Raw genomic sequence first — 21,408 nt, 5'->3', positions numbered from 1 at the left:
ACCTGAACAGACGACTTCTAGACGTAAAGTGATGGGAGTCTGCGCCAGTAGCAAAGCATAGCGGGCCAGGGATGGCCCGCGCTGAGCCCGCCAGGGATGGCGGGTTTTGCGTCTTTGCGAAAGGCGCAGGCTCCCTGAGCCTGCTCTCGGTTATCCGCAAACAAAAACGGCACCCTCAGGTGCCGTTTTTAGTATTACAGTGCCAGCCTAGCGGAACAACACCTCTGCCCAGCGGGCCAGACCGGCCGTGACCGAGGCGAAATCATCGCCACCGGCAATCGGCGTGTCGGGCAGCGTCTGCTGCAGCGCCGCGCGCAGCAGAGGCGAACGCGCACTGCCGCCCGTCAGGTAAATGACATCAGGCTTAATCTGGCTGGTGGCTAAGGCAAGCTGCACCTGCTCAAGAATTTTCTCCAGCGGCTGACTGATCGCCTCCTGCAGCTGACCCACACTCACGTCTGTCTGCAGCGCGGCGGCCACGAAGTCGAGTGAGGCGGTATGCACCGGGGCGTCTGACAGCGCAATCTTGCTCTCTTCCGCCGCGCGCACCAGGCGGTAACTCAGCTTCTGCTGCCACACTTTCAGCAGACGCGCCACGATGTCACCCTGTTCTGCGTCACGCACTAAATCCCGCAGCCATTTCCCGCAGGCGGCGCTGTAAAAGTCGCTCTGCGCCGGCACATCGTTGATGGCAATCGCGTTCCACCACGGCAGCGCGGGCAGGGCGGTGCCCTTCTGAGTGTTGCCGCCCAGACCCAGCAGCGGCATAAGCGTCTTAAAGGCCAGCATGATATCCAGATCGTTACCGCCGACGCGACAGCCACTGTGGCCCAGCAGGCTTTCACGACGGTCGGCTCTGTTGCGCCATTGCGGGCCCATCAGCAACATCGAGCAGTCGGTGGTGCCGCCGCCGATATCCACCACCAGCACCCGCGTCTCCTGCTGCAGTGTCGCTTCGAAATCGAGTCCGGCGGCGACGGGTTCAAACTGAAACTCAACGTCACGGAATCCGGCGCGGTGGGCGGCACGCAGCAGGATACCCTCTGCCTGCTGGTTCGACTCATCGCTACCCAGCCCCTGGAAGTTGACAGGGCGACCGATCACCGCCTGATCGAGGGTCTGCCCGAGCTGGCTTTCACCCTGCTGGCGGATGTGCAGCATCATGGCGCAGACCAGATCTTCAAACAGGGCGATCTGCTGTGGCTTCAGGCCACTGGCACCCAGAAAGGATTTGGGGGATTTAACGAACCAGACATCTTCGGGATCGACCATATAGTGCTGCAGGGCGGTCAGACCAAACTGCACGCTGCCGGGCTGAACCTCAATATCCTCTTCGCGGTTGTAACGCAGCGCGCGCTGCAGCAGCGCGGTGGTTTCACTGTCAGGGGTTGCCACCTGATGATGACGATAGAGCCATTCGCTGACCGACTCGCGGGTCGGGGCACAGATCATTGACGGCAGCAGACGCTGACCATTTTCCAGCGTTAACAGACGCGGCGAGCCATTTTCGCTCACTGCAATGGAGCAGTTAGCCGTGCCGTAATCGAATCCTATGAACATTTTCGCCCCCATGCCGGAAAAAAGGGGGCGACTTTAGCGCAGCTTCAGCAGGGTGGCAAGCAGCCAGCGCGGGAATCAGCGGATAGCAAAGAGGCGATCTTCCGCCAGGGAACGGAGCGGCTGACGCTCGGTTACCGCACTGCCCCAGACGCCATCGACGTCAAGATCAGCCAGCGTGCTAAGCACCGCCGGAACGGAAACCGGACCCGCCAGCACCGAAATATGGCGCTGCGTTGCCTGGCCCTGAATGATGGTCAGCAGCATCTCATCCATCAGGCTGGTGTGGGCGTTAGCAACCAGTTCCGGTGCCAGCACCAGGTAATCGACTACTTCGTCACTCAGCAGATTAAAGGCGTCCAGATTGCGGCCAAAATGATGCAGCGCGATGCGACAGCCACACTCACGCAGCTGCAACAGCGCGGTATAGAACCGATCGCTTTTGCTCAGTACGCTGGCGGCCGGGAAAGCAAAACCACAGCGGCTGCTGGCGAGACCTGCGGCGACAAAGCGCTGACAGAGTTGCTGCACAAAAGCGGCGTCACCGAGCAGCTCTTCACTCAGCGGCAGGATCACCGGGATCCCTTTTTTATTCAGCGTCCCGACGTCCTGGCGGAAAAAGGCCTCGATGATATTGCTATCGAGCCGGCGACGCAGCGTTTCATCCGGCAGGTTATGACGCAGCAGGGCTTCATCCACCAGAATCCCCTCCGCAGTCAACAGCTGGACCTCCAGCAGCCAGATAAAGGCTGACTGAGGCGTTTTAGGCGGGGCGACAGCCCAGGCGGGCAGCTCAATTTGCAGCGCATCAATCATCGCAGCATCCACTCCCTGAGGGTTGCCCGGCAGCGGCAGACGATGCTGTTCAAAGACGACCAGCCGTCCGCGCCCGCTGCGTTTGGCGTTGTAGCAGGCGATGTCTGCCTGCGACAGCACATCACCGCTGACACAGTTGTCAGCGGAAATCTGTGTGACGCCCGCGCTCGCCCCCACCTGATAGCGGCGTTCCTGCCACTGGAAACGATAGTCGTTTACGGCGGCCACAATCCGCTGCACCACGTCACGCGCCTGGTCGACCTGACAGTCGGCCATCAGCAGGGCAAACTCATCGCCGCCCAGTCGGGCCAGGAAATCACTGCTGCGCAGATGGTGCTGCATCAGCTCTGAGAGTTCCCGCAGTAACGCATCGCCCGCAGCATGGCCGGCGCTGTCATTGACCGCTTTAAACTTATCCAGGTCGATGAACACCAGCACGTGCTGATGATGATGTTCAGCCGCGTCAAACAGCAGTCGCTTAAGCTGCAGCTCAAAACTGGCCCGGTTAGGCAAACGTGTCAGGGTGTCATGCAGCGCGCTGTAGCTCAGGCGCTTCATCAGTTTTCGCGACTCGCTCACATCCTGAATAACCATCACCGCGCCCTGTTCAAGACCCGCTTCGGAGCGCAGTGGCGTAATGCTGTAGTGAATATCGATATGGCCGCCATCCGGGGTGTGCAGCACCAGATCTTCATCCAGATCGGGGGTGATTTTTTCTGGCGGTAACTGGCATAGAAGCAGATTCTCCACCTCAGGGCCGGTCTGTCCCTGGGTGATGTGCAGCAGCTCGCTCAGCGGCTTGCCGGCGGCCTGCTCCTGAGACCAGCCGCTCATCTTCTCCGCCACCGGATTCATAAAGGCCACGCGCATCGCTTCATCGGTACTGATCACCGCCTCGCCGATCGAGTCCAGGGTGATCGCCATGCGCTCTTTCTCCTGAAACAGCGCTTCATTAAGATCGCGCAGCGGCGTAATGTCCTGACAGATGCCGAGCATACGCTCGATACGGCCCTCTTTACTCAGCTGCCGGTTCGCCTGCGTGCGGATCCAGCGCTGACCCTGCGCGTCCACGATGCGATACTCCATATGGAACGCACTGCGCAGCTCTATCGCCTGCTGCACCGTCAATGCGGCATATTCGCGATCGGCGGTATGCAGCAGATGGAGCCAGAGGTCATAGCTGGGCGACTCATGCGGAGCCAGACCAAACAGGGCGTACATGCGCTTGTCCCACAGCATCTCGCCGGTCAGCAGGTTCCACTCCCAGACGCCGATGCCGCCCGCCTCATTCGCCAGCGTGATGCGCTCCATCAGGCGCCGGTTTACCTGCTCGCTCTTTTTCAGCTCGGAGATGTCGATGATCTGCGCAATAAAATAGAGCGGTGCCGTGTCGCCGTCACGCACCAGCGACACCGTCAGCCGCGCCCAGACGATCTCACCATCCTTGCGGAAATAGCGTTTTTCAAAGGTGTAGGTATCAATCTCACCTTCCAGCAGCTGGTTTACCTGCTGCAGGTCGAGAGCCAGATCGTCGGGATGGGTAATCTGCTGAAACGTCAGCCGCTTCAGCTCCTCCGCCGGATAACCCAGGATCTGGCAAAGCGAACGGTTCACCTGCAGCCAGTTACCCTGCGGCGCGACCAGCGCCATACCGATCGCGGAGTACTCCATCGCATGACGGAAACGAGTTTCACTGTCGGTGATATGCAGCTTTTCGCGCCGGAACGCATCCATCACCAGCGACATAATATGGCTGGGGATCAGGACCAGCAGGAAGGGTAACCAGCTGGAGACCGGGCCCAGCGCGGTGTTGTTATTCACCACGCTGACCAGGTTACAGGCCAGCAATAATGCGATAAAGCTGGCATTGAGGAAGAACAGCACAAACGCCTGCAGCTTAGGCAGGCGAACGGCGCACCAGAAGAGGATCACCACGATAAAGGTAAAGGGCCACGGCATAAAACGCAGTGCCAGGTAGCTGGCGCCTAAAGTGATAAGCAGCGTCAGCACGCACTCCGCCGGACGCAGATCGCTGAAGTGCGCGCGCCGCAGCGGCCACGGCATCAGCAGTAACATCGGGCCTAACACCAGCATGCCGATGATTTCAGAGATCACCCAGGTATAGAAGAAGGGAAACGACGCGTGCCCGCTAACCCTGAGCATCCACAGCGCCAGCAGCCCGCCGAGCAGCGGGGTCACAATGCCCACCGACAGCACCAGCCGTGCCCAGTCGTGCAGCGAATTCAGCGGCGCACGCCGATCGAGCAGGGCGCGCAGCAGCATCCCGCCCACGCCCGCCTGCACCAGGTTGAGCAGGGCGAATTTAATGTTAGCGAGGGCAGGGCCGATGACGATGGCATTAGCGGCTGCGGTGCCGAGCACGCAGGCCGTCAGCAGCAGCGGCAGCTGACGTAGCGGGCAGCGAAACACCACAATAGTCATGAAGGTGGTCGGGAACCAGAGCGGTGAAATTTTCACGCTCACCACGATCAGTTCAAGACAGAACAGCGTCAGGACAAATACCGCACAGCCCAGGAGCAGGGCCGAGAGCCAGTGGCCAGGTGTGCTATTTTGCGGGGCAAAGATCTCAATCGTCATGCAGACTTCCGGCAGGGTGCAGAGCTCCGCAATGGCGAATCAGGCACCGGTCATTCTCTGACTGCATGCTAGCACATTCGGCAAAGAAAAAAGGGAGGAAATCGAGTTTGCCCGTTATTCAGCGAATTGACGGGCAGGGAAATATCGATGGGCAGCCTGTTGATTACTGGCGAAAAAGATCGGCCCGGGTGTAGGGTTTTTCCAGACCCGCCAGGCTGGCAGAGAAGCGCTCCAGAAACTGCTGGGTAGTGGCAACGCGACCGTGACTCATCAGGACAAACGGCACGAGCAGCGCGGCCCCGATTTGCGGCCAGCTGAAGCCCTTTAGCGCGGTGCGGCGCTGGGAGATCAGAAACGCGGTGCTCAGCGTGAAGCCCAGCAGCAGACCGGTCGCCACCTCACTTTTCGAGTGTGCGTGGATAACGAGACGGGAGAAACCGACCATCAGCGGGATCAGATAGCCAACGCCAATCGCCGCCACGCGCAGCAGCGCAGGCCAGCGCCCGGAGATCAGCCACAGCATCACTGGCCACAGGGTGGCAGACATGGCGCTGTGACCGCTGAAGCCGGTAAAGTTGAAGCGGGCGCTGCCGATGCCAAAGCCCAGAAACAGAATTTTAGAAAGGCTGACGGTCAGACCGGCCAGGCCAAATGCCACAATCCAGTAAAACACCGTAAGACGGTTATCACTCTTCCACGGCAGAATCAGCGCAATAATCACCGCTGTCGGAATCAACAGCATGCTGTCGCCAAAATAGGTCAAAGTCTTCCAGTGCATACAACTCCTGATGCATCATTCGGTCGTCACGTTCGCGACACGGGTTATCTGAACGGCCCGCTGCGCAGGCCATTTTTTTCTGAGTAGGGGGTGACACTAGTTTATCGGTGAAATGAGTGGCGTCCAAAGGAGAAAGTCTGAAAAGTCGCAGACGCCATTTCTCTGGCATCAAAAGGCCGAAATCCCTATACTTAGCGCGAACACACCCTCTCCATTTCGGCCCGTCAGCTGCCCGCGTAATGTGTGACCAGTGGCAGGCTCCAGTTATCAGGTCTTAAAAAAGTATGACTGACAAGTCCCATCAGTGCGTGATTGTAGGCATTGCCGGCGCTTCCGCATCCGGTAAAAGTTTAATTGCCAGCACGCTCTATCGTGAAATCCGTGATCAGGTTGGTGGCGAGCATATCGGGGTTATCCCGGAAGATGCGTATTACAAAGATCAAAGTCACCTCACCATGGAAGAGAGGGTTAAAACCAATTATGACCATCCGAGCGCGATGGATCATGATTTACTGCTGCAGCATCTGCAGGCCGTCAAAGCCGGGCAGGATATTGAGCTGCCGGTGTATAGCTATGTCGAGCACACCCGCACCCAGGAAACGCAGATCCTCAAGGCGAAGAAGGTAATTATCCTTGAGGGGATCCTGCTGCTGACCGACGCGCGCCTGCGCCAGGAGCTCAACTTCTCCATCTTCGTGGACACGCCGCTCGACATCTGTCTGATGCGCCGTATGAAACGTGACGTCAATGAGCGTGGCCGCTCCATGGATTCGGTAATGAGCCAGTATCAGAAGACCGTGCGTCCGATGTTCCTGCAGTTTATCGAACCGTCTAAGCAGTACGCGGATATCATCGTGCCACGCGGCGGGAAGAACCGTATCGCCATCGATATCCTCAAGGCGAAAATCAACCAGTTTTTTGAATAGTTCACGTCCCTGAGGACGTGAGGCAGACCGGCGGCAGGCACGCCTGCCGGTTTGCTACACTCATGTCATGGAGTTACCGCAATGAGATTATGCGATCGCGATATCGAAGCCTGGCTGGACAGCGGCAAGCTGGCGATTGAGCCGCGTCCGCCGGTCGAGCGCATCAACGGCGCCACGGTCGATGTGCGCCTGGGCAATCAGTTCCGTACCTTCAGCGGTCATACCGCAGCCTTTATCGATCTGAGCGGCCCGAAACAGGAAGTGAGCGCGGCACTGGATCGCGTGATGAGCGATGAGATCGTGCTGGCGGATGGCGAAGCCTTTTTCCTGCATCCGGGTGAGCTGGCCCTGGCGGTAACGCTGGAGTCGGTGACGCTGCCGGACGATCTGGTGGGCTGGCTGGATGGTCGCTCTTCGCTGGCCCGGCTCGGACTGATGGTGCATGTCACGGCGCACCGCATCGATCCCGGCTGGCAGGGCCGGATCGTGCTGGAGTTCTACAATTCCGGTAAACTGCCGCTGGCGCTGCGTCCCGGTATGCTTATCGGCGCGCTGAGTTTCGAGCCGCTTTCTGGCCCGGCTGCACGCCCTTATAACCGTCGTGAAGATGCCAAATATCGGGGTCAGCAGGGCGCTGACGCCAGTCGTATCGACAAAGACTGATCTGAGGATTTGATGAAAAGAGTGATAACCACGCTGGCCATCCTGTTAGTGGTGGTCGTAACGGGAATGAGCGCGCTGGTACTGCTGGTCAATCCCAACGACTTCCGTGCCTATATGGTGCAGCAGGTCGAACAACGCAGTGGTTATCAGCTTCAGGTCAGCAGCGATCTGCGCTGGCACGTCTGGCCGCAGCTGAGCATTCTCTCCGGCCGGATGAGTCTGACCGCGCCGGGTGCCAGCCAGCCGCTGGTCTCGGCCGACAATATGCGGCTGGATGTGGATCTCTGGCCGCTGTTATCCCATCAGCTGAGCGTCAGCCAGGTGTTGCTGAAAAATGCGGTGGTGCGCGTCACGCCAGACAGCGCTGCCCGGCTGAGCAAAAATGCCCCCCAGGGACCCCGTGATGCCGATCCGGTTGCTCCCTCCGGCGGCTGGTCGTTTGACATCGCGAAACTGCAGGTGGCAGACAGCCTGCTGATCTGGCAGCAGCCAGGCGGCGACGAATACAATTTTCGCGACCTCAACATGAACATGGAGCAGGACGCGAACAAGCAGGCGACGCTGGCGCTGAGCACCACGCTGATGCGCAACCAGCGCAACGCCACTGTCACCCTCAAAGGTCAGCTGGATGCCGCCCAGTATCCTCATCGTCTCACCGGCCAGCTCCAGCAGTTTGATTACACCCTTTCCGGTGCCGATATCCCGCCTCAGGGCATTAAAGGTTCGCTGACCCTGCAGGGCGAATGGAATGGCGACCGCCAGCAGTTTGCCTTCAGCAACCTGCAACTCACGGCTAATGACACCACGCTGACCGGTCAGGGTGAGGGCCATATTGCGCCGCCGCAGCGGCTGGCGCTGGATCTGAAAGCGACCACGCTGAACCTCGATAATCTGCTGAACGGTGCCCCCGTTGCCGAGACGCCCGGCGTGCAGCGCGCGACCGTCGCACGGTCGCCGGTGATTGCTGCGCCGCGTGAAACCCGCAATGCCGATTCCCCGCTGAACGAGATGGATCTGGCCCTGAAATTACAGGCGGACAGTGCGGTCTGGCGCGGACTGTCGCTCACCGGCCTCACCGTCGATGCCAGCAACCAGCAGGGGCTGATGACCCTGAACACCCTGCGCGGCAAATTGGGCAATGGCAGCTTCTCGATCCCCGGCAGCATTGATATCCGTCAGCCGGAGACGCAGGTGGCCCTGAAGCCCCAGCTCCGGCTGATTGCCATTCAGCCGCTGCTGAAGGCATTTGCGCTGCCGGAGAGTCTGCAGGGCAATCTGAGTCTTGATGGCGAACTGGCCGGCGACACGCTGAATGTCGAGGCGGCCAAACGTCGCTGGCAGGGCAGGGCGACGATCAGCGCCAGTAACCTGAAGCTGGCTCAGATTAACCTTCAGCAGATGGTGCAGCGCGCCGTGGCGCGGGTGAGCGACAAAGTCAGCAATACAGAGAAGGCCGATGAAGGCATTGAGTCGATCAGTGCGCAGGTCGCCCTGAATAAAGGTGTGCTCAGCTTCAGCGATATCGAAGGCAATGGTCAGGATCTCGGCTTACAGGGCGCGGGCAGGGTGGATCTGGCGCAGCGTCAGCTGGATGTCACGCTGGGTCTGAAAATTAGTGGCTGGCAGGGTGACGACGCGCTGGTGAAGACGCTGTCTGCTCAGCCGATTCCGCTGCGTATGTATGGCGACTGGGACAGTCTGCAATATTCACTGCCGGTGGATGCAGTGCTGCGTGACCGGTTACAGAGTGAAGCGAAATCCCGGCTCAATCAGTGGATCGATCGTCAGAAAGATGACGAGAACAAACAGAACCTGAAGAAAATCCTGCGCCCGTAACGGGCGCAGTGCCTTACACCTCATCATCAGCGGCGGGCTGGAAGAGGATCTCCACCTTCTGAACCCGGTGGTTTTCAACCTGCAGGGTTTTTAGCAGATAGTCGCCCAGCTGCAGCGCATCGCCGGCCTGCGGGATGTGTTGCAGCTTATCCATCAGTAATCCTGCCAGCGTATGATAGTCGCGCTGCTCATCCAGCGGCAGCTTCACGTAGAGCGCCAGATCTTCCAGTGGCATGTGGCCGTTAGCCACCCAATGGCCTTCAGCCAGAATCTGAATATCGTAACGGGCGTCGATTTCACCGGCTTCGTTCGGCAGATTGCCGGCGATAGTTTCCATCACATCACTCAGGGTGACGACACCCTCCACCGAACCAAACTCATCCACCACAAAGGCGAAGTGCGTGTGCGCCTGGCGAAACTGCTCCAGCGCCTGCAGCAGCGTCAGGCGTTCAGGAAACACCAGCGGCTGGCGGATCAGGGCGCGCAGGTCGAGCGACACGTTGTGCAGTGACTGATGCAGCAGATCGATGACGTGAACCACGCCGAGCGGTTCGCTGGAGTGGTCGGTAATCAGGATCCGCGTGTGCTGATTGCGGTCAAGGCGTGACATGATCTCTGCCGGGTCGTCACTGAGATCGATATGTTCGACGTCATGGCGCGAGGTCATGATGCTGTTGACGTGGCGCTGACCCAGACCCAGCACCCGGGCAATCATCACCCGCTCCTGCCGGTTAAACAGCATGCTGTCATCGCTGTCTGCAATCAGTGACGAGGTCTTTGCGTCCAGCTCCGCCGGTTCCGCCGCGCCACGCAGCAGTCGCAGCACCGCCTCCGCCGTTCGCTGACGCAGCGGGCGACCCGCCGAGAGGACCCGCCTGCGGTTGAAGTGAGCCAGCTGGTTCAGCGCCTCAATAATTACCGAGAAGCCAATGGCGGCGTAGAGATACCCTTTCGGGATCACAAAGCCAAAGCCCTCTGCCACCAGACTGAAGCCAATCATCAGTAAAAAGCTTAAGCAGAGGATGACAATCGTCGGATGGCTGTTCACAAAGCGGGTTAAGGGCTTACTGGCCAGCAGCATCAGCAGAATGGCAATGGTAACCGCAATCATCATGACCGGCAGGTCGTTGACCATCCCGACGGCCGTAATCACGGCATCCAGTGAAAAGATGGCGTCCAGCACCACAATCTGCGCCACCACCGGCCAGAATTTAGCGCCGCCTTTTTGTTGACCGCTCTCTTCATCATGGCCTTCCAGCCGCGCATTCAACTCTGTTGTGGCCTTAAATAGCAGGAAAATCCCGCCTGACAGCAGCAGCAAATCGCGCGCACTGAAGGGATGGCCCGCCAGCGTAACCCAGGGTTCCTTCAGCGTAACCAGCCAGGAGAGCGAAGCCAGCAGCAGCAACCGGCACAGCAGCGCCAGCAGCAGTCCGATCACGCGTGCCCGGTCACGAAGGGGTCCGGGAAGTTTTTCAACCAGAATGGCGATGAAGATCAGATTGTCGATACCTAAAACCAGTTCCAGAACGATTAGCGTTACTAATCCTGCCCAGAGCGAGGGATCCGCCATTACGTCCAGCATCTCGTGTTCACCTGAATATTTTAAATTGCGTTTTCTCTGATGATAGTGGAGTGCGAAGCCCGGTACAAATGACAGGGCAGGGGCGTTGCAGCCGGATAGCCCGGATTTATCGTGCAAAAGATGAGCATAACGGTGTGACGGTTTGATTAACTCTGCAGAGGGGAGGGGAGATAATTCTTACTCATTCTGCACCGTGAAAACGATATTCACCTGCGGGGCTTATGCGATTTATCGCAGCGGGAGTATGGCATTAATCCGAATTATTACGAAAGGATTGCACTGCCTGTCTGGCTCCAATACTAATCGCTGGTAGTCTTTTTCCTAAAATAGTCCAGGGATAGCGGGACCTGCTTGTAAACAAGCCAGTAATAACTAGTATAGCAACAAGTTAGCAAACTCTTCCCCAGAGTCGTAATTTGCGTACCAATTCGACATTAATCGCAATGTCCGGATTGCGTAATTTGAGCGCGAACGTCTGTATGATGCGTTCCGGTAACGCTGACGCATTATGGGGAGCAATATGAATGATGACAGCGATATTGGCAGCGACAGCCAAGGGCGGTAGCGTGCCTGAATCGTGTTTTTCGTTGATAAAATGAGCAGCGCTGGCGGTGATTAAAGTCAGAGTAATCTGTTGGTATTCATCACAATATTATTGGATTTATGGTTAAGATCATGGGCGTAAACGCCGCAGGAGCTCCCCTTAGAAACGGCTCAGTCTGAAGAGGCTTCATCGTTCAGCGATTAAACAGGCGATAGCCGTTGCGGGTTAAAGGAAATAAAATAAAGAGTTAAATATGCGCGATACACAATTTACGTTTAAAAGTCTTATTACCAAATTAACGCTGGCCTGTTCAGATTTAATTTGTTTCAACGCAGCTTTATTTATAGCGATGATGCTAATTAATGTTCAGTCAGATTCGCCGCTGGCAGATATTTCTGAAAAAGAAATGAATCTACAAATTGCCACGCACATTTGTCTGTCAATTATTTGCATCGGCTGGTTCTGGGTAAGACTTCGTCACTACACTTACCGCAAACCTTTCTGGTTCGAATTAAAAGAAGTTTTTCGTACCATTCTTATATTTTCTGTTATTGACCTGTCGATTACCGCGCTGTCGCAGTGGCAGATGTCGCGTTTCGTCTGGCTGCTGACCTGGGTACTGGCGCTGATTTTCATTCCAACCTGTCGCGCCCTGGCAAAACGTCTGCTTAATAAAAATGGCTTGTGGAAAAAACAGACCATTATTATTGGCAGCAGCAAAAATGCCCACGAAGCCTGGCAGGCGCTGCAAAGCGAAGAGGTGATGGGCTTTGACGTGGTGGCCTTCTATGACGTTGATGGAACCTGCCCGCAGGAGATCATGAACGGCGTGCCGGTGCTGCGTGACGAGCAGGAACTCTGGCATCTGGCCAGCAGTGAAACCCAGTTCATCGTGGCGGTGGAGTTTGAGCAGAGTCAGTACCGCGATATGTGGCTGAAATCGCTGGCGATGCACAACTGCCGTTCCGTTTCCGTTATCCCGACCCTGCGCGGTGTGCCGCTCTACGGGACCGACATGGCCTACATCTTCAGCCATGAAGTGATGATTCTGCGTGTTCAGAACAACCTGGCGAAACGCACGTCGCGCTTCCTGAAGCGGACATTCGATATTGTCGGTGCGCTGTCGATTATTCTGATGCTGATGCCTGCGCTGCTGGTGCTCGGCTTCCTGGTTGGCCGTGATGGTGGACCGCCGATTTATGGTCACGAACGTGTAGGAATGAATGGCCGTAAATTTAAATGCCTGAAGTTCCGTTCGATGGTGATTAATTCCAAAGAAGTGCTGGAAGAGGTCCTTAGTACTGACCCGATTGCACGTGCGGAATGGGATAAAGATTTCAAACTTAAAAATGATCCACGTATTACTAAAGTGGGCCACTTCATTCGTAAAACCAGTCTGGATGAGTTACCTCAGCTCTGGAATGTGGTGCGCGGTGATATGAGCCTGGTCGGTCCTCGTCCGGTCATTGAAGATGAACTCTGCCGTTATGCTGGTGATGTTGATTATTACCTGATGGCTAAGCCAGGCATGACGGGATTGTGGCAGGTCAGCGGTCGTAATGATGTTGACTATGAAACCCGCGTCTATTTCGACTCGTGGTACGTAAAAAACTGGTCACTGTGGAATGACATCGCCATTCTGTTCAAAACAGTGGGTGTCGTCCTGAAACGTGACGGTGCGTATTAAGTATGAGTCGAAAGGAGTGCGTTAACGCGCACTCAGAGGTGTTGTGCCGTTGTCAGGCGTGTCGTTGTTGGCGCCATCGTCAGGGATATCGTCGTGCATTATTGGTCTACTATGATGCACGGCACGCAGATTCGCCCTGACAGATGGCGACAACGTATAACAAGTGGAGCAAGGATAATGAACGACAGGTTCAGAGCTTAAGTCAGGCAGGATTTACTTTTTTTGTTGGACGCTTACACAGCGGCGGTTTCGCCTCTATCAATAAATAACTGATAGCGAAGATCTAAATGATTACAATCAAAATGAAATTGATACCCTTGCTGGTATCCGCCACATTCCTCAGCGGGTGTACGATCGAACCAGGTCAGCGCCTTTCTACGTCGGGAAAAGATGTCATTGAGCAGCAGGATAGCAACTTTGACATCGACAAATACGTCAACGTCTTTCCGTTAACCCCTTCACTGGTTGAGAAGATGCGTCCTAAGCCACTGGTGGCCCAGGCGAACCCGACTCTCCAGAACGAAATTCAGAACTACGAATACCGTATCGGTGTGGGCGATGTCCTGACCATCACGGTCTGGGATCACCCGGAGCTGACCACCCCAGCCGGTCAGTATCGTAGCGCCAGCGACACCGGCAACTGGGTACACTCAGACGGCACCATCTTCTATCCTTACATCGGTCGTGTGCGTGTCGCGGGCCGTACCGTCGGCGACGTTCGTAACGAAGTCGCCCGCCGCCTGGCACAGTACATCGAAAGTCCTCAGGTTGATGTCAGCATCGCCTCGTTCAAATCACAGAAAGCCTACGTGACCGGTTCTGTCACCACCTCAGGCCAGCAGCCGATTACCAACGTGCCGCTGACGATTCTGGATGCGATTAACGCCGCGGGCGGCCTGGCTGCCGATGCAGACTGGCGTAACGTCGTGCTGACGCACAATGGTCGTGAGCAGCGTGTCTCTCTGCAGGCGCTGATGCAGAATGGTGACCTGAGCCAGAACCATCTCCTCTATCCGGGCGATATCCTCTACGTTCCGCGTAATGACGATCTGAAAATCTTCGTCATGGGCGAAGTGAAGCAGCAGGCGACCCTGAAAATGGACCGCAGCGGCATGACGCTGGCGGAAGCGCTGGGTAATGCGGCCGGGATGGATCAGACCACCTCTGACGCCACCGGTGTCTTCGTTATTCGTCCACTGCACGGTACCGATCGCAGCAAGATTGCCAACATCTATCAGTTGAACACCAAAGATGCGGCATCCATGGTGATGGGCACCGATTTCCAGCTTCAGCCTTACGACATCGTTTATGTCACCTCTACACCGCTGACGCGCTGGAACCGTGTGATCTCGCAATTACTGCCAACCATTGCGGGTATCAACGATGTGAGCGAGAGCGCGCTGCGTATCCGCAACTGGTCGAACTAAGGTCTGACCATGATTACGTCCGTGTTAGTCGTTTGCGTCGGCAATATCTGCCGCTCTCCCACCGGAGAGCGCCTGTTTAAACGCGCGCTGCCCGATTTGGATGTTCGTTCTGCTGGCCTGGGGGCGCTGGTAGGCCACCCGGCCGACCAGACAGCCTCTGACGTCGCCGCTGCGCAGGGTCTGTCGCTGGACGGTCACCAGGCGCAGCAGCTGACGGCCGAGATGTGCCGTCAGGCCGATCTGATTCTGGTGATGGAAAAGCGACAGATTGAACAGGTGAATCGCATCGACCCCGCTGCGCGTGGCAAAACCATGCTGCTTGGGCACTGGCTCAATCAGAAAGAAATTGCGGATCCGTATCGAAAAAGCCGTGAGGCCTTTGAAGAGATTTACGGGTTACTGGAAAACGCTACCCAGAAGTGGGTCAACGTATTAAGCCGATAGTTGGGATTATCCATGAATATAAAAAATAAGGTCAGAACCGCGCCGGGAGAGGAGTCGAATGGATGGGATCTGGCGCATCTTGTGGGACAGCTAATTGATCATCGCTGGATCATTGTTGCCGTTACCGCTTTTTTCATGCTGGCGGGAACACTCTACACACTGTTTGCGACACCGATTTACAGCGCAGATGCGCTGGTTCAGGTTGAGCAGAAGAACGCCAGCACCGTTCTGAACGAAATTGACAGCATTCTGCCACCGACCCCGGCGTCTGATACGGAAATCGAGATCCTCGAATCCCGTATGGTCATCGGCAAAACGGTTGACGATCTGGGTCTGGATACCGTGGTTGAGCAGAACTACTTCCCGGTTATCGGTAAGGGTCTGTCGCGCCTGATGGGGAATAAACCTGCCAGCATCGCGATTTCCCGCCTGGAAATCCCACGCACCATCGACAAGCGTAACGTGGAACTGGAAGTGACCGGCCCGCAGAGCTACACCGTTTCTAAAGATGGTGATGAGCTGTTCAAAGGTAAAGTCGGTCAGCTGGAGTCGCACGGCGACGTCACCATGCTGGTCAGCGAGATCCACGCTGACGAAGGCACCAGCTTCACCGTCACCAAGCTGAACGACCTGCAGGCGATCCGTTCTGTTCTCTCCAACCTGACCGTAGCTGACAAAGGTAAAGATACCGGCGTGCTGGGTCTGGAGTACCTGGGTGAAGATCCGGAGCAGATCAGCAAAGTCCTGAATCAGATCGTGAACAACTATCTGCTGCAGAACGTTGAGCGCAAGTCTGAGCAGGCCGAGAAAAGTCTGGAGTTCCTGCGCACTCAGCTGCCTGCCGTTCGCAGCAAGCTGGATGATGCGGAAAACAAACTGAACGCCTTCCGTCGTCAGAACGAGTCGGTTGACCTGTCACTGGAAGCGAAATCTGCCCTGGACTCCTCTGTCAGCGTGCAGAGCCAGCTGAACGAACTGACCTTCCGTGAAGCGGAAGTCTCTCAGCTGTTCACCAAAGATCACCCGACCTACCGTGCGCTGCTGGAAAAACGTAAAACGCTGGAGAATGAGCAGGCTCAGCTGAACAAGAAAATCTCTGGCATGCCTCAGACTCAGCAGGAAATCCTGCGTCTGACCCGTGACGTTCAGTCTGGTCAGGAGATCTACATGCAGCTGCTGAACCGTCAGCAGGAGCTGGGCATCAGTAAAGCGAGCACCGTGGGTGATGTCCGCATCATCGACAGCGCGCAGACAGCAAACGCGCCGGTCGCACCGAAGAAGATGCTGATCATCGCCGCTAGCCTGATTCTGGGTCTGTTCGTGTCGGTCGGTCTGGTTCTGCTGAAAGCGCTGCTGCATCACGGCATCGAGAACCCGGATCAGCTGGAAGAGCTGGGCATGAATGTCTATGCCAGCGTGCCTTTGTCAGACTGGCAGCGTAAAAAGGATACCGAAGCCCTGGCGCGTCGCGGCAGCAAGGTGAAAACCGACCCGCACGAAACGCTGCTGGCACTGGGTAACCCGACTGACCTCTCTATCGAAGCGATCCGTAGTCTGCGTACCAGCCTGCACTTCGCCATGATGGAAGCGAAAAACAACATCCTGATGATCACCGGCGCCAGCCCGGGTATTGGTAAAACCTTTATCTGTGCCAACCTGGCGACCCTGGTCGCGAAAGCGGGCCAGCGTGTCCTGTTCATCGATGGCGACATGCGTCGTGGCTACACCCACGAACTGCTGGGCGCGGATAACAAATCAGGCCTGTCCAACGTTCTGTCCGGTAAAACCGAGTTCAGCCCGGCGCTGATTCAGCAGGGGGTATACGGTTTCGACTTCCTGCCTCGTGGTCAGGTGCCGCCGAACCCGTCTGAGCTGCTGATGCATCGTCGCATGGGTGAGCTGCTGGACTGGGCGAGCAAGAACTACGACCTGGTATTAATCGATACGCCACCTATCCTGGCCGTTACCGATGCGTCAATTATCGGTAAGCTGGCAGGCACCTCGCTGATGGTGGCGCGTTTCGAAGCCAACACCACGAAAGAAGTGGACGTCAGCTTCAAACGCTTTGCCCAGAACGGTATTGAGATTAAAGGTGTGATCCTCAACGCCGTGGTGCGTAAAGCGGCCAACGCGTATGGCTATGGTTACGACTACTACGCCTACGACTACGGCAAGACCAACAAAAGCTGATCATTGAGTAAGCAACAGGGGGCGGTCTGACCGCCCCTTTTTATCGTCCCTTTGAATGACGACACGCATCAATTGACACAGGTTATTCTGTCCGGACCCGGAAAAGCGATAAAACGATAAATCGCATGGCGAGCGTCACTCAACAGACTTCATCTCCAGCAGGGCATCGCCCGCACGTCATTTGTGATCGTGCTCTCTGGCTCGCGGAAAAGCCGGCCGGGAAGGCGAAGCAGGATGATTGCTGGCATGAGAACTTGTGGAATTAAGGAATCACACCATGGCTCCCTATTGGTATGTATCAGGCTTTTTACTGCTGCTTGCGCTGTTTGAAATCGCGCTAAAAAAAGACGAACGCACAAATCATATTCTGACCTGGCTGCTCTGTGTGGCCGCCATACTGTTGATTGTTTTCGGGGGGATTCGCGGTCTCGGCACCGGCATGGATGATTTCCAGTACCGGAGTTTCTTTGAAGACTTTGTCAGACGTATCGAGATTAACGGCTTCTTTAAAACCGTCGCATTTTTCCGTTATGAACCGCTGATTTTTGCGATCGCCTGGCTGACCAGCCTGTTTTCGCACAACGCCAGCATCTTTCTGTTTGTCTTCTGCGCCATTGCCGTTTTCATTAACACTTACTTTTTCCGGAAGATGTCACCCTATCCGGTGCTGGCGCTGATGCTCTATTCGGCGCACATTTTTATCAACAAAGACATCAACCAGATTCGCTTTGGCCTGAGCTCGGCGCTGTTCCTTGGCGTTCTGTGGTCGATCTATCTCAAGCGCTACTGGTGGGCGTTTGCCTTTTTCGTGCTGTCGTTCACCAGTCACAACACCGGGATCATGGTCGTGACGCTGGTGCCGTTCCTGTTTATTCGTGACTGGCGCTGGTGGCCGGTGATCATCATCGTGGCCAGCCTGCCGCTCTCCGTCGTGGGCGGTTCCAGCTTTATTGCCCTGATTGCCGGACATCTGGGATCGCTGGGTGAGAGGGCGTCGGGCTATAACAATGACCCCTCTTATGCGATGGGTGGCAGTATCCTGGCGGTGTCGAACCTGAAAAACATCATGCTGGTGTTTGTGTTTTTCTATTTCATGCTGACCGATGAGCTGAAGCGCGAAAATTACGCCCAGTATCGTCTTAACTATCTGCTGATTTTAAGTTTTGCCATCGGCGGCGCGATCAGGATCTTCCTGTACAACTTCCCATCCGGTTCGCGTCTGTCTAACTATCTGCAGCAGGTTGAACCGATCATCCTGACCTCGCTGATTTATCAGGCCAGACGGTCATGGAAACCCGCGCTGTTTGGCATGCTGGTGTTCTTCCTGCTCTATTACCTCTACTACAACACCATTTCAACCAAGCAGGCGGTGACCGGCTATGAAGTGGCGCGGGAGTTTTGGTTGATTCACTGATTACCGGGCGGCTGGACTCTCCAGAGAGGCAGCCGCCTGTCAGATCCCCGGTTTTTCTTCGACGGTTGTCGACTGAACTGTTTATTTTTGAATTATTTTGATGAGGTGCTGGCCATGAAGGACATTCGTTTCTCTATCGTAATTCCGGCTTATAACGCGTCAGAATCGATTGTCACGACGCTGGATTGCGTTAAAGCTCAAACGTATCGCAATTTTGAGGTCATCATCGTTGATGATAAGTCGGCGGATGCCGCAGCGCTGGCGGACGTTGTTCGCAGCGAACGCTATCAGGAGCTGGATATCAATCTGGTGCTCTCTGAGGTGAAACTTAACGGCGCCGGTGCGCGCAACAAAGGCATTGAGCTGGCCACCGGCGACTATGTCAGCTTCCTGGACGCCGATGATGAATGGGCCGCTGACAAACTGCAGCAGGTGAGCGAGAAAATCGCGCAGCTGGAGGGGCAGGGCAGACAGAAATTTGTCATCTTCAGTCAGGTCAATATCTATCAGGATGGATCGTTCCTGAAAGTGATGCCGATGCAGCCACCAGGCAAAAACGAAACCGTCGCCGAGTATCTGTTCGGCTGCTACGGCTTTATCCAGACCAGCACCATCGTGCTGAAGCGGGAAGACGCGGCAAAAATTCAGTTCGATACCCGCTATATCCGCCATCAGGATTATGATTTCTGTATTCGTGCCGACCGCATGGGCTATGACTTCGTGATGATTGCCGCGCCGCTGGCGAACTATCATCTGGTCACCAAATTTGGATCGAAGCACAAAGGCGAATCGGTGAAATATTCGATGTTCTGGCTTGATACCATGAAGCCGCATCTGACCCCGCGTGATATCCACACCTACAAAGCCTTTAAGCTGCCGCTGCGCTACAAGATGGATGGCAAGTCGCTGATGGCGAGCCTGAGCTTTGCCCGCTACTTCTTCCTCACCAACAAAGATAACCGTGCCTATTTCATGAACCGGGTCAAAGACAAGGTCAGAGCACGTTTCGGTGGTGAGAAAGCGATCTCCTGACGCGCGGCGCGTCCCGCTCTGCTCCTGATATCAGGAGCCACTCTCTTTTCATTTAATTCAGGGTTGAAGATGAAGACTTCTGTTGGAACCGTTGGCATTGTGATGCCTATGTATAATGCCCGTCAGACGGTATTACGCGCCGTGCAATCGGTGATCAACCAGCACTATACCGACTGGCACCTCTATCTGGTCAACGATAAATCCACTGACGACTCGCTGGCGTTTGTGCGCGAGCACTGCCAGGACCCGCGCATCACCATTCTGGACAACGCGGTCAACATGGGCGCAGCAGAGACCCGCAACGTCGGGCTGCGTGCGGCTACGGAAGAGATCATCGCCTTCCTCGACAGTGATGATGAATGGCATGCGGATAAGCTGACTCAGCAGGTGGCCGCCATTGAGGCCGGTGATGATTTTGTCATTACCGAGTATCACTACAAAACCCGCAAGGCTGAGCACGACATCACCTACGGCAAACCTTATCTGCAGCAGGAAAATTTCGTGAAAAAGCAGTATCGCGTCTGCTTCTCTTCCGTCTGCTTCCGCCGCCCGCCTCAGGGACTCTTCTTCCAGCGCAAAGGGCACGAAGATTTCCTGTTTCTCTATGAGTTGTTCACCCGCTACAAGCAGGCACGCGTAATTCAGACGATTCTGGTCAACTATTACGAGTTAGGGGATTCCCTTTCACGTAATAAGAATAAAGCGGCCCAGTGGCACCTCGAATTATTAAGAATTATCTATAAAAACAATCCTTTAAAAATCTATTACTATTACGCCTGGTATATGGTGAATGGTGTGCTGTTTACCCTTAAGCATCGTTAAGCCCGTCGACAGGATTGTCTTTAAAATTTGAGGTGGATAGCGTTTCATGAAAAAAATTGTCCTGGTGATCAAAGATGCTTACTCCTATGCGGGCACCGAGAACATCTGTAACTTCATGTCAGAATGTCTTGGCGAAACGCATGACGTCACCATCTACTCGCTGGAAGGCAGCGGAAAAACCTTCTACCCGTTTGAGCATGTCAAAGAGATTGTCAGCTTCGAAGGGCAGAGTAACCCCATCAAAAGCGCGGTTGCCCGAATCCATGAAGAGGGTTTCGACACCGTCTTCCTGATCAGCATGGGCCGCCTGAGCGTGATGTTCGCCTTCTGGAATCTGCTGCTGATGAAGAAGAAGCGTGGAAAAGCCTACGCCTGCGAACATATCGCCATTAACTCCTTCAGCAAACCGATTAAGTTCCTCAAGTTCCTGCTGCTGCGCTACTACGACCGCGTGATTGTTCTGACCGACAAAGATCATCAGGTGTTCAGCCGCTGGCGCATTCCCAGCATGCAAATCCCCAATCCGGTGGTTTACAAAGGCTATCAGCGCCAGACCCGCTCCCGTCAGGCGCTGGCCGTCGGACGTCTGGATAACCAGAAGGGGTTTGACCTGATGCTGGATATCTGGCGCGACTTTGCCAGAAAACACCCGGACTGGACGCTGGTGATTGCCGGTGACGGTGAACTGCGTCAGCAGCTGCACGATCAGGCGGCAGTGCTGGGGATTACGGACAGCGTGAAGTTTGTCGGCAAGGTCAGCAACATCAATGACTACTATCGCGACAGCGACATGGCGCTGATGACCTCCCGCTATGAAGGATTGCCGCTGGTGCTGCTGGAAGCCAAATCCTGGTCACTGCCGGTCGTCGCCTACGACTGCCCGACCGGGCCTCAGGAGATCATCAACCACGGCGAAGATGGTTTCCTGGTGCCCATGAATGACAAAGCCACGTTTCTGGCGCGAATGGAGCAGCTGGCGACAGATGATGCGCTGCTCTATGCCATGAGCGAAAAAACGAAACAGACCGCGCTGAAATTCGACGGTAATCAGATCAAAAAAAGCTGGCTGTCATTGGTTTAACCGGAGCT

Annotated in this window: 15 protein-coding genes; 11 read left to right on the top strand and 4 right to left on the bottom strand. The window is 55.8% G+C overall.

From position 1 onward, the window contains the following. Positions 1 to 207 precede the first annotated feature (207 nt). From yegD to CKF42_RS11620, 3 genes are all read right to left on the bottom strand, one after another. The gene (gene yegD, locus CKF42_RS11630; protein ID WP_111208251.1) at positions 208 to 1,560 is read right to left on the bottom strand and encodes a molecular chaperone; all 1,353 of its coding nucleotides are present in this window, start codon (positions 1,558 to 1,560) and stop codon (positions 208 to 210) included. Between the two features lie 75 nt (positions 1,561 to 1,635). Beyond that, positions 1,636 to 4,971: a diguanylate cyclase gene (locus CKF42_RS11625; protein ID WP_111208250.1), complete on the bottom strand. Its 3,336-nt coding sequence runs from the start codon at positions 4,969 to 4,971 to the stop codon at positions 1,636 to 1,638. A gap of 163 nt (positions 4,972 to 5,134) precedes the next feature. Next, positions 5,135 to 5,749: a phosphatase PAP2 family protein gene (locus CKF42_RS11620; RefSeq protein ID WP_009089238.1), complete on the bottom strand. Its 615-nt coding sequence runs from the start codon at positions 5,747 to 5,749 to the stop codon at positions 5,135 to 5,137. 284 nt (positions 5,750 to 6,033) lie between these two features. On the opposite strand from CKF42_RS11620, the gene udk reads away from it, so the two are divergent. The 3 genes from udk (at position 6,034) to asmA (ending at position 9,174) form a co-directional block, all read left to right on the top strand. After that, the gene (gene udk / locus CKF42_RS11615) at positions 6,034 to 6,675 is read left to right on the top strand and encodes a uridine kinase (protein WP_009089240.1); all 642 of its coding nucleotides are present in this window, start codon (positions 6,034 to 6,036) and stop codon (positions 6,673 to 6,675) included. Positions 6,676 to 6,756: 81 nt separating this feature from the next. Then, positions 6,757 to 7,338, top strand: a complete 582-nt coding sequence (dcd, locus tag CKF42_RS11610; RefSeq protein WP_009089244.1) for a dCTP deaminase — start codon at positions 6,757 to 6,759, stop codon at positions 7,336 to 7,338. A gap of 12 nt (positions 7,339 to 7,350) precedes the next feature. Then, a complete protein-coding gene (gene asmA, locus CKF42_RS11605) occupies positions 7,351 to 9,174 on the top strand; it encodes an outer membrane assembly protein AsmA (RefSeq protein WP_058956687.1) in 1,824 nt (607 codons plus the stop codon). 13 nt (positions 9,175 to 9,187) lie between these two features. Here asmA and CKF42_RS11600 read toward each other — a convergent pair whose 3' ends face one another. Then, complete coding sequence (locus CKF42_RS11600; protein ID WP_058956686.1) at positions 9,188 to 10,759, bottom strand: TerC family protein; 1,572 nt, start codon at positions 10,757 to 10,759, stop codon at positions 9,188 to 9,190. A gap of 797 nt (positions 10,760 to 11,556) precedes the next feature. On the opposite strand from CKF42_RS11600, the gene wbaP reads away from it, so the two are divergent. The 8 genes from wbaP to CKF42_RS11560 all read left to right on the top strand — a co-directional run bounded on the left by wbaP (position 11,557) and on the right by CKF42_RS11560 (position 21,400). Next, the gene (gene wbaP, locus CKF42_RS11595; protein ID WP_111208249.1) at positions 11,557 to 12,990 is read left to right on the top strand and encodes an undecaprenyl-phosphate galactose phosphotransferase WbaP; all 1,434 of its coding nucleotides are present in this window, start codon (positions 11,557 to 11,559) and stop codon (positions 12,988 to 12,990) included. A 287-nt stretch (positions 12,991 to 13,277) separates the two neighbouring features. Beyond that, positions 13,278 to 14,417: a polysaccharide export protein gene (locus tag CKF42_RS11590; RefSeq protein ID WP_009089251.1), complete on the top strand. Its 1,140-nt coding sequence runs from the start codon at positions 13,278 to 13,280 to the stop codon at positions 14,415 to 14,417. A gap of 9 nt (positions 14,418 to 14,426) precedes the next feature. Continuing rightward, a complete protein-coding gene (locus tag CKF42_RS11585) occupies positions 14,427 to 14,861 on the top strand; it encodes a protein-tyrosine-phosphatase (RefSeq protein ID WP_009089253.1) in 435 nt (144 codons plus the stop codon). 12 nt (positions 14,862 to 14,873) lie between these two features. Continuing rightward, positions 14,874 to 17,051 (top strand): tyrosine-protein kinase Wzc, encoded by a 2,178-nt coding sequence (gene wzc / locus CKF42_RS11580; RefSeq protein ID WP_009089255.1) that lies wholly within the window; start codon positions 14,874 to 14,876, stop codon positions 17,049 to 17,051. A gap of 277 nt (positions 17,052 to 17,328) precedes the next feature. Continuing rightward, complete coding sequence (locus CKF42_RS11575; protein WP_009089257.1) at positions 17,329 to 18,465, top strand: EpsG family protein; 1,137 nt, start codon at positions 17,329 to 17,331, stop codon at positions 18,463 to 18,465. Positions 18,466 to 18,579: 114 nt separating this feature from the next. Beyond that, positions 18,580 to 19,497 carry a glycosyltransferase family 2 protein gene (locus CKF42_RS11570; protein WP_009089259.1) on the top strand — a complete coding sequence of 306 codons (918 nt, stop codon included), beginning with the start codon at positions 18,580 to 18,582 and terminating at the stop codon, positions 19,495 to 19,497. A gap of 69 nt (positions 19,498 to 19,566) precedes the next feature. After that, positions 19,567 to 20,319 carry a glycosyltransferase family 2 protein gene (locus CKF42_RS11565; RefSeq protein ID WP_046102193.1) on the top strand — a complete coding sequence of 251 codons (753 nt, stop codon included), beginning with the start codon at positions 19,567 to 19,569 and terminating at the stop codon, positions 20,317 to 20,319. A gap of 46 nt (positions 20,320 to 20,365) precedes the next feature. Next, positions 20,366 to 21,400 (top strand): glycosyltransferase, encoded by a 1,035-nt coding sequence (locus CKF42_RS11560; protein ID WP_009089262.1) that lies wholly within the window; start codon positions 20,366 to 20,368, stop codon positions 21,398 to 21,400. Positions 21,401 to 21,408: the final 8 nt, after the last annotated feature.

The organism is Pantoea sp. ARC270, assembly GCF_003236725.1.
GTDB lineage: Bacteria > Pseudomonadota > Gammaproteobacteria > Enterobacterales > Enterobacteriaceae > Pantoea > Pantoea anthophila.
This window is presented reverse-complemented; position numbering and strand designations above follow the sequence as displayed.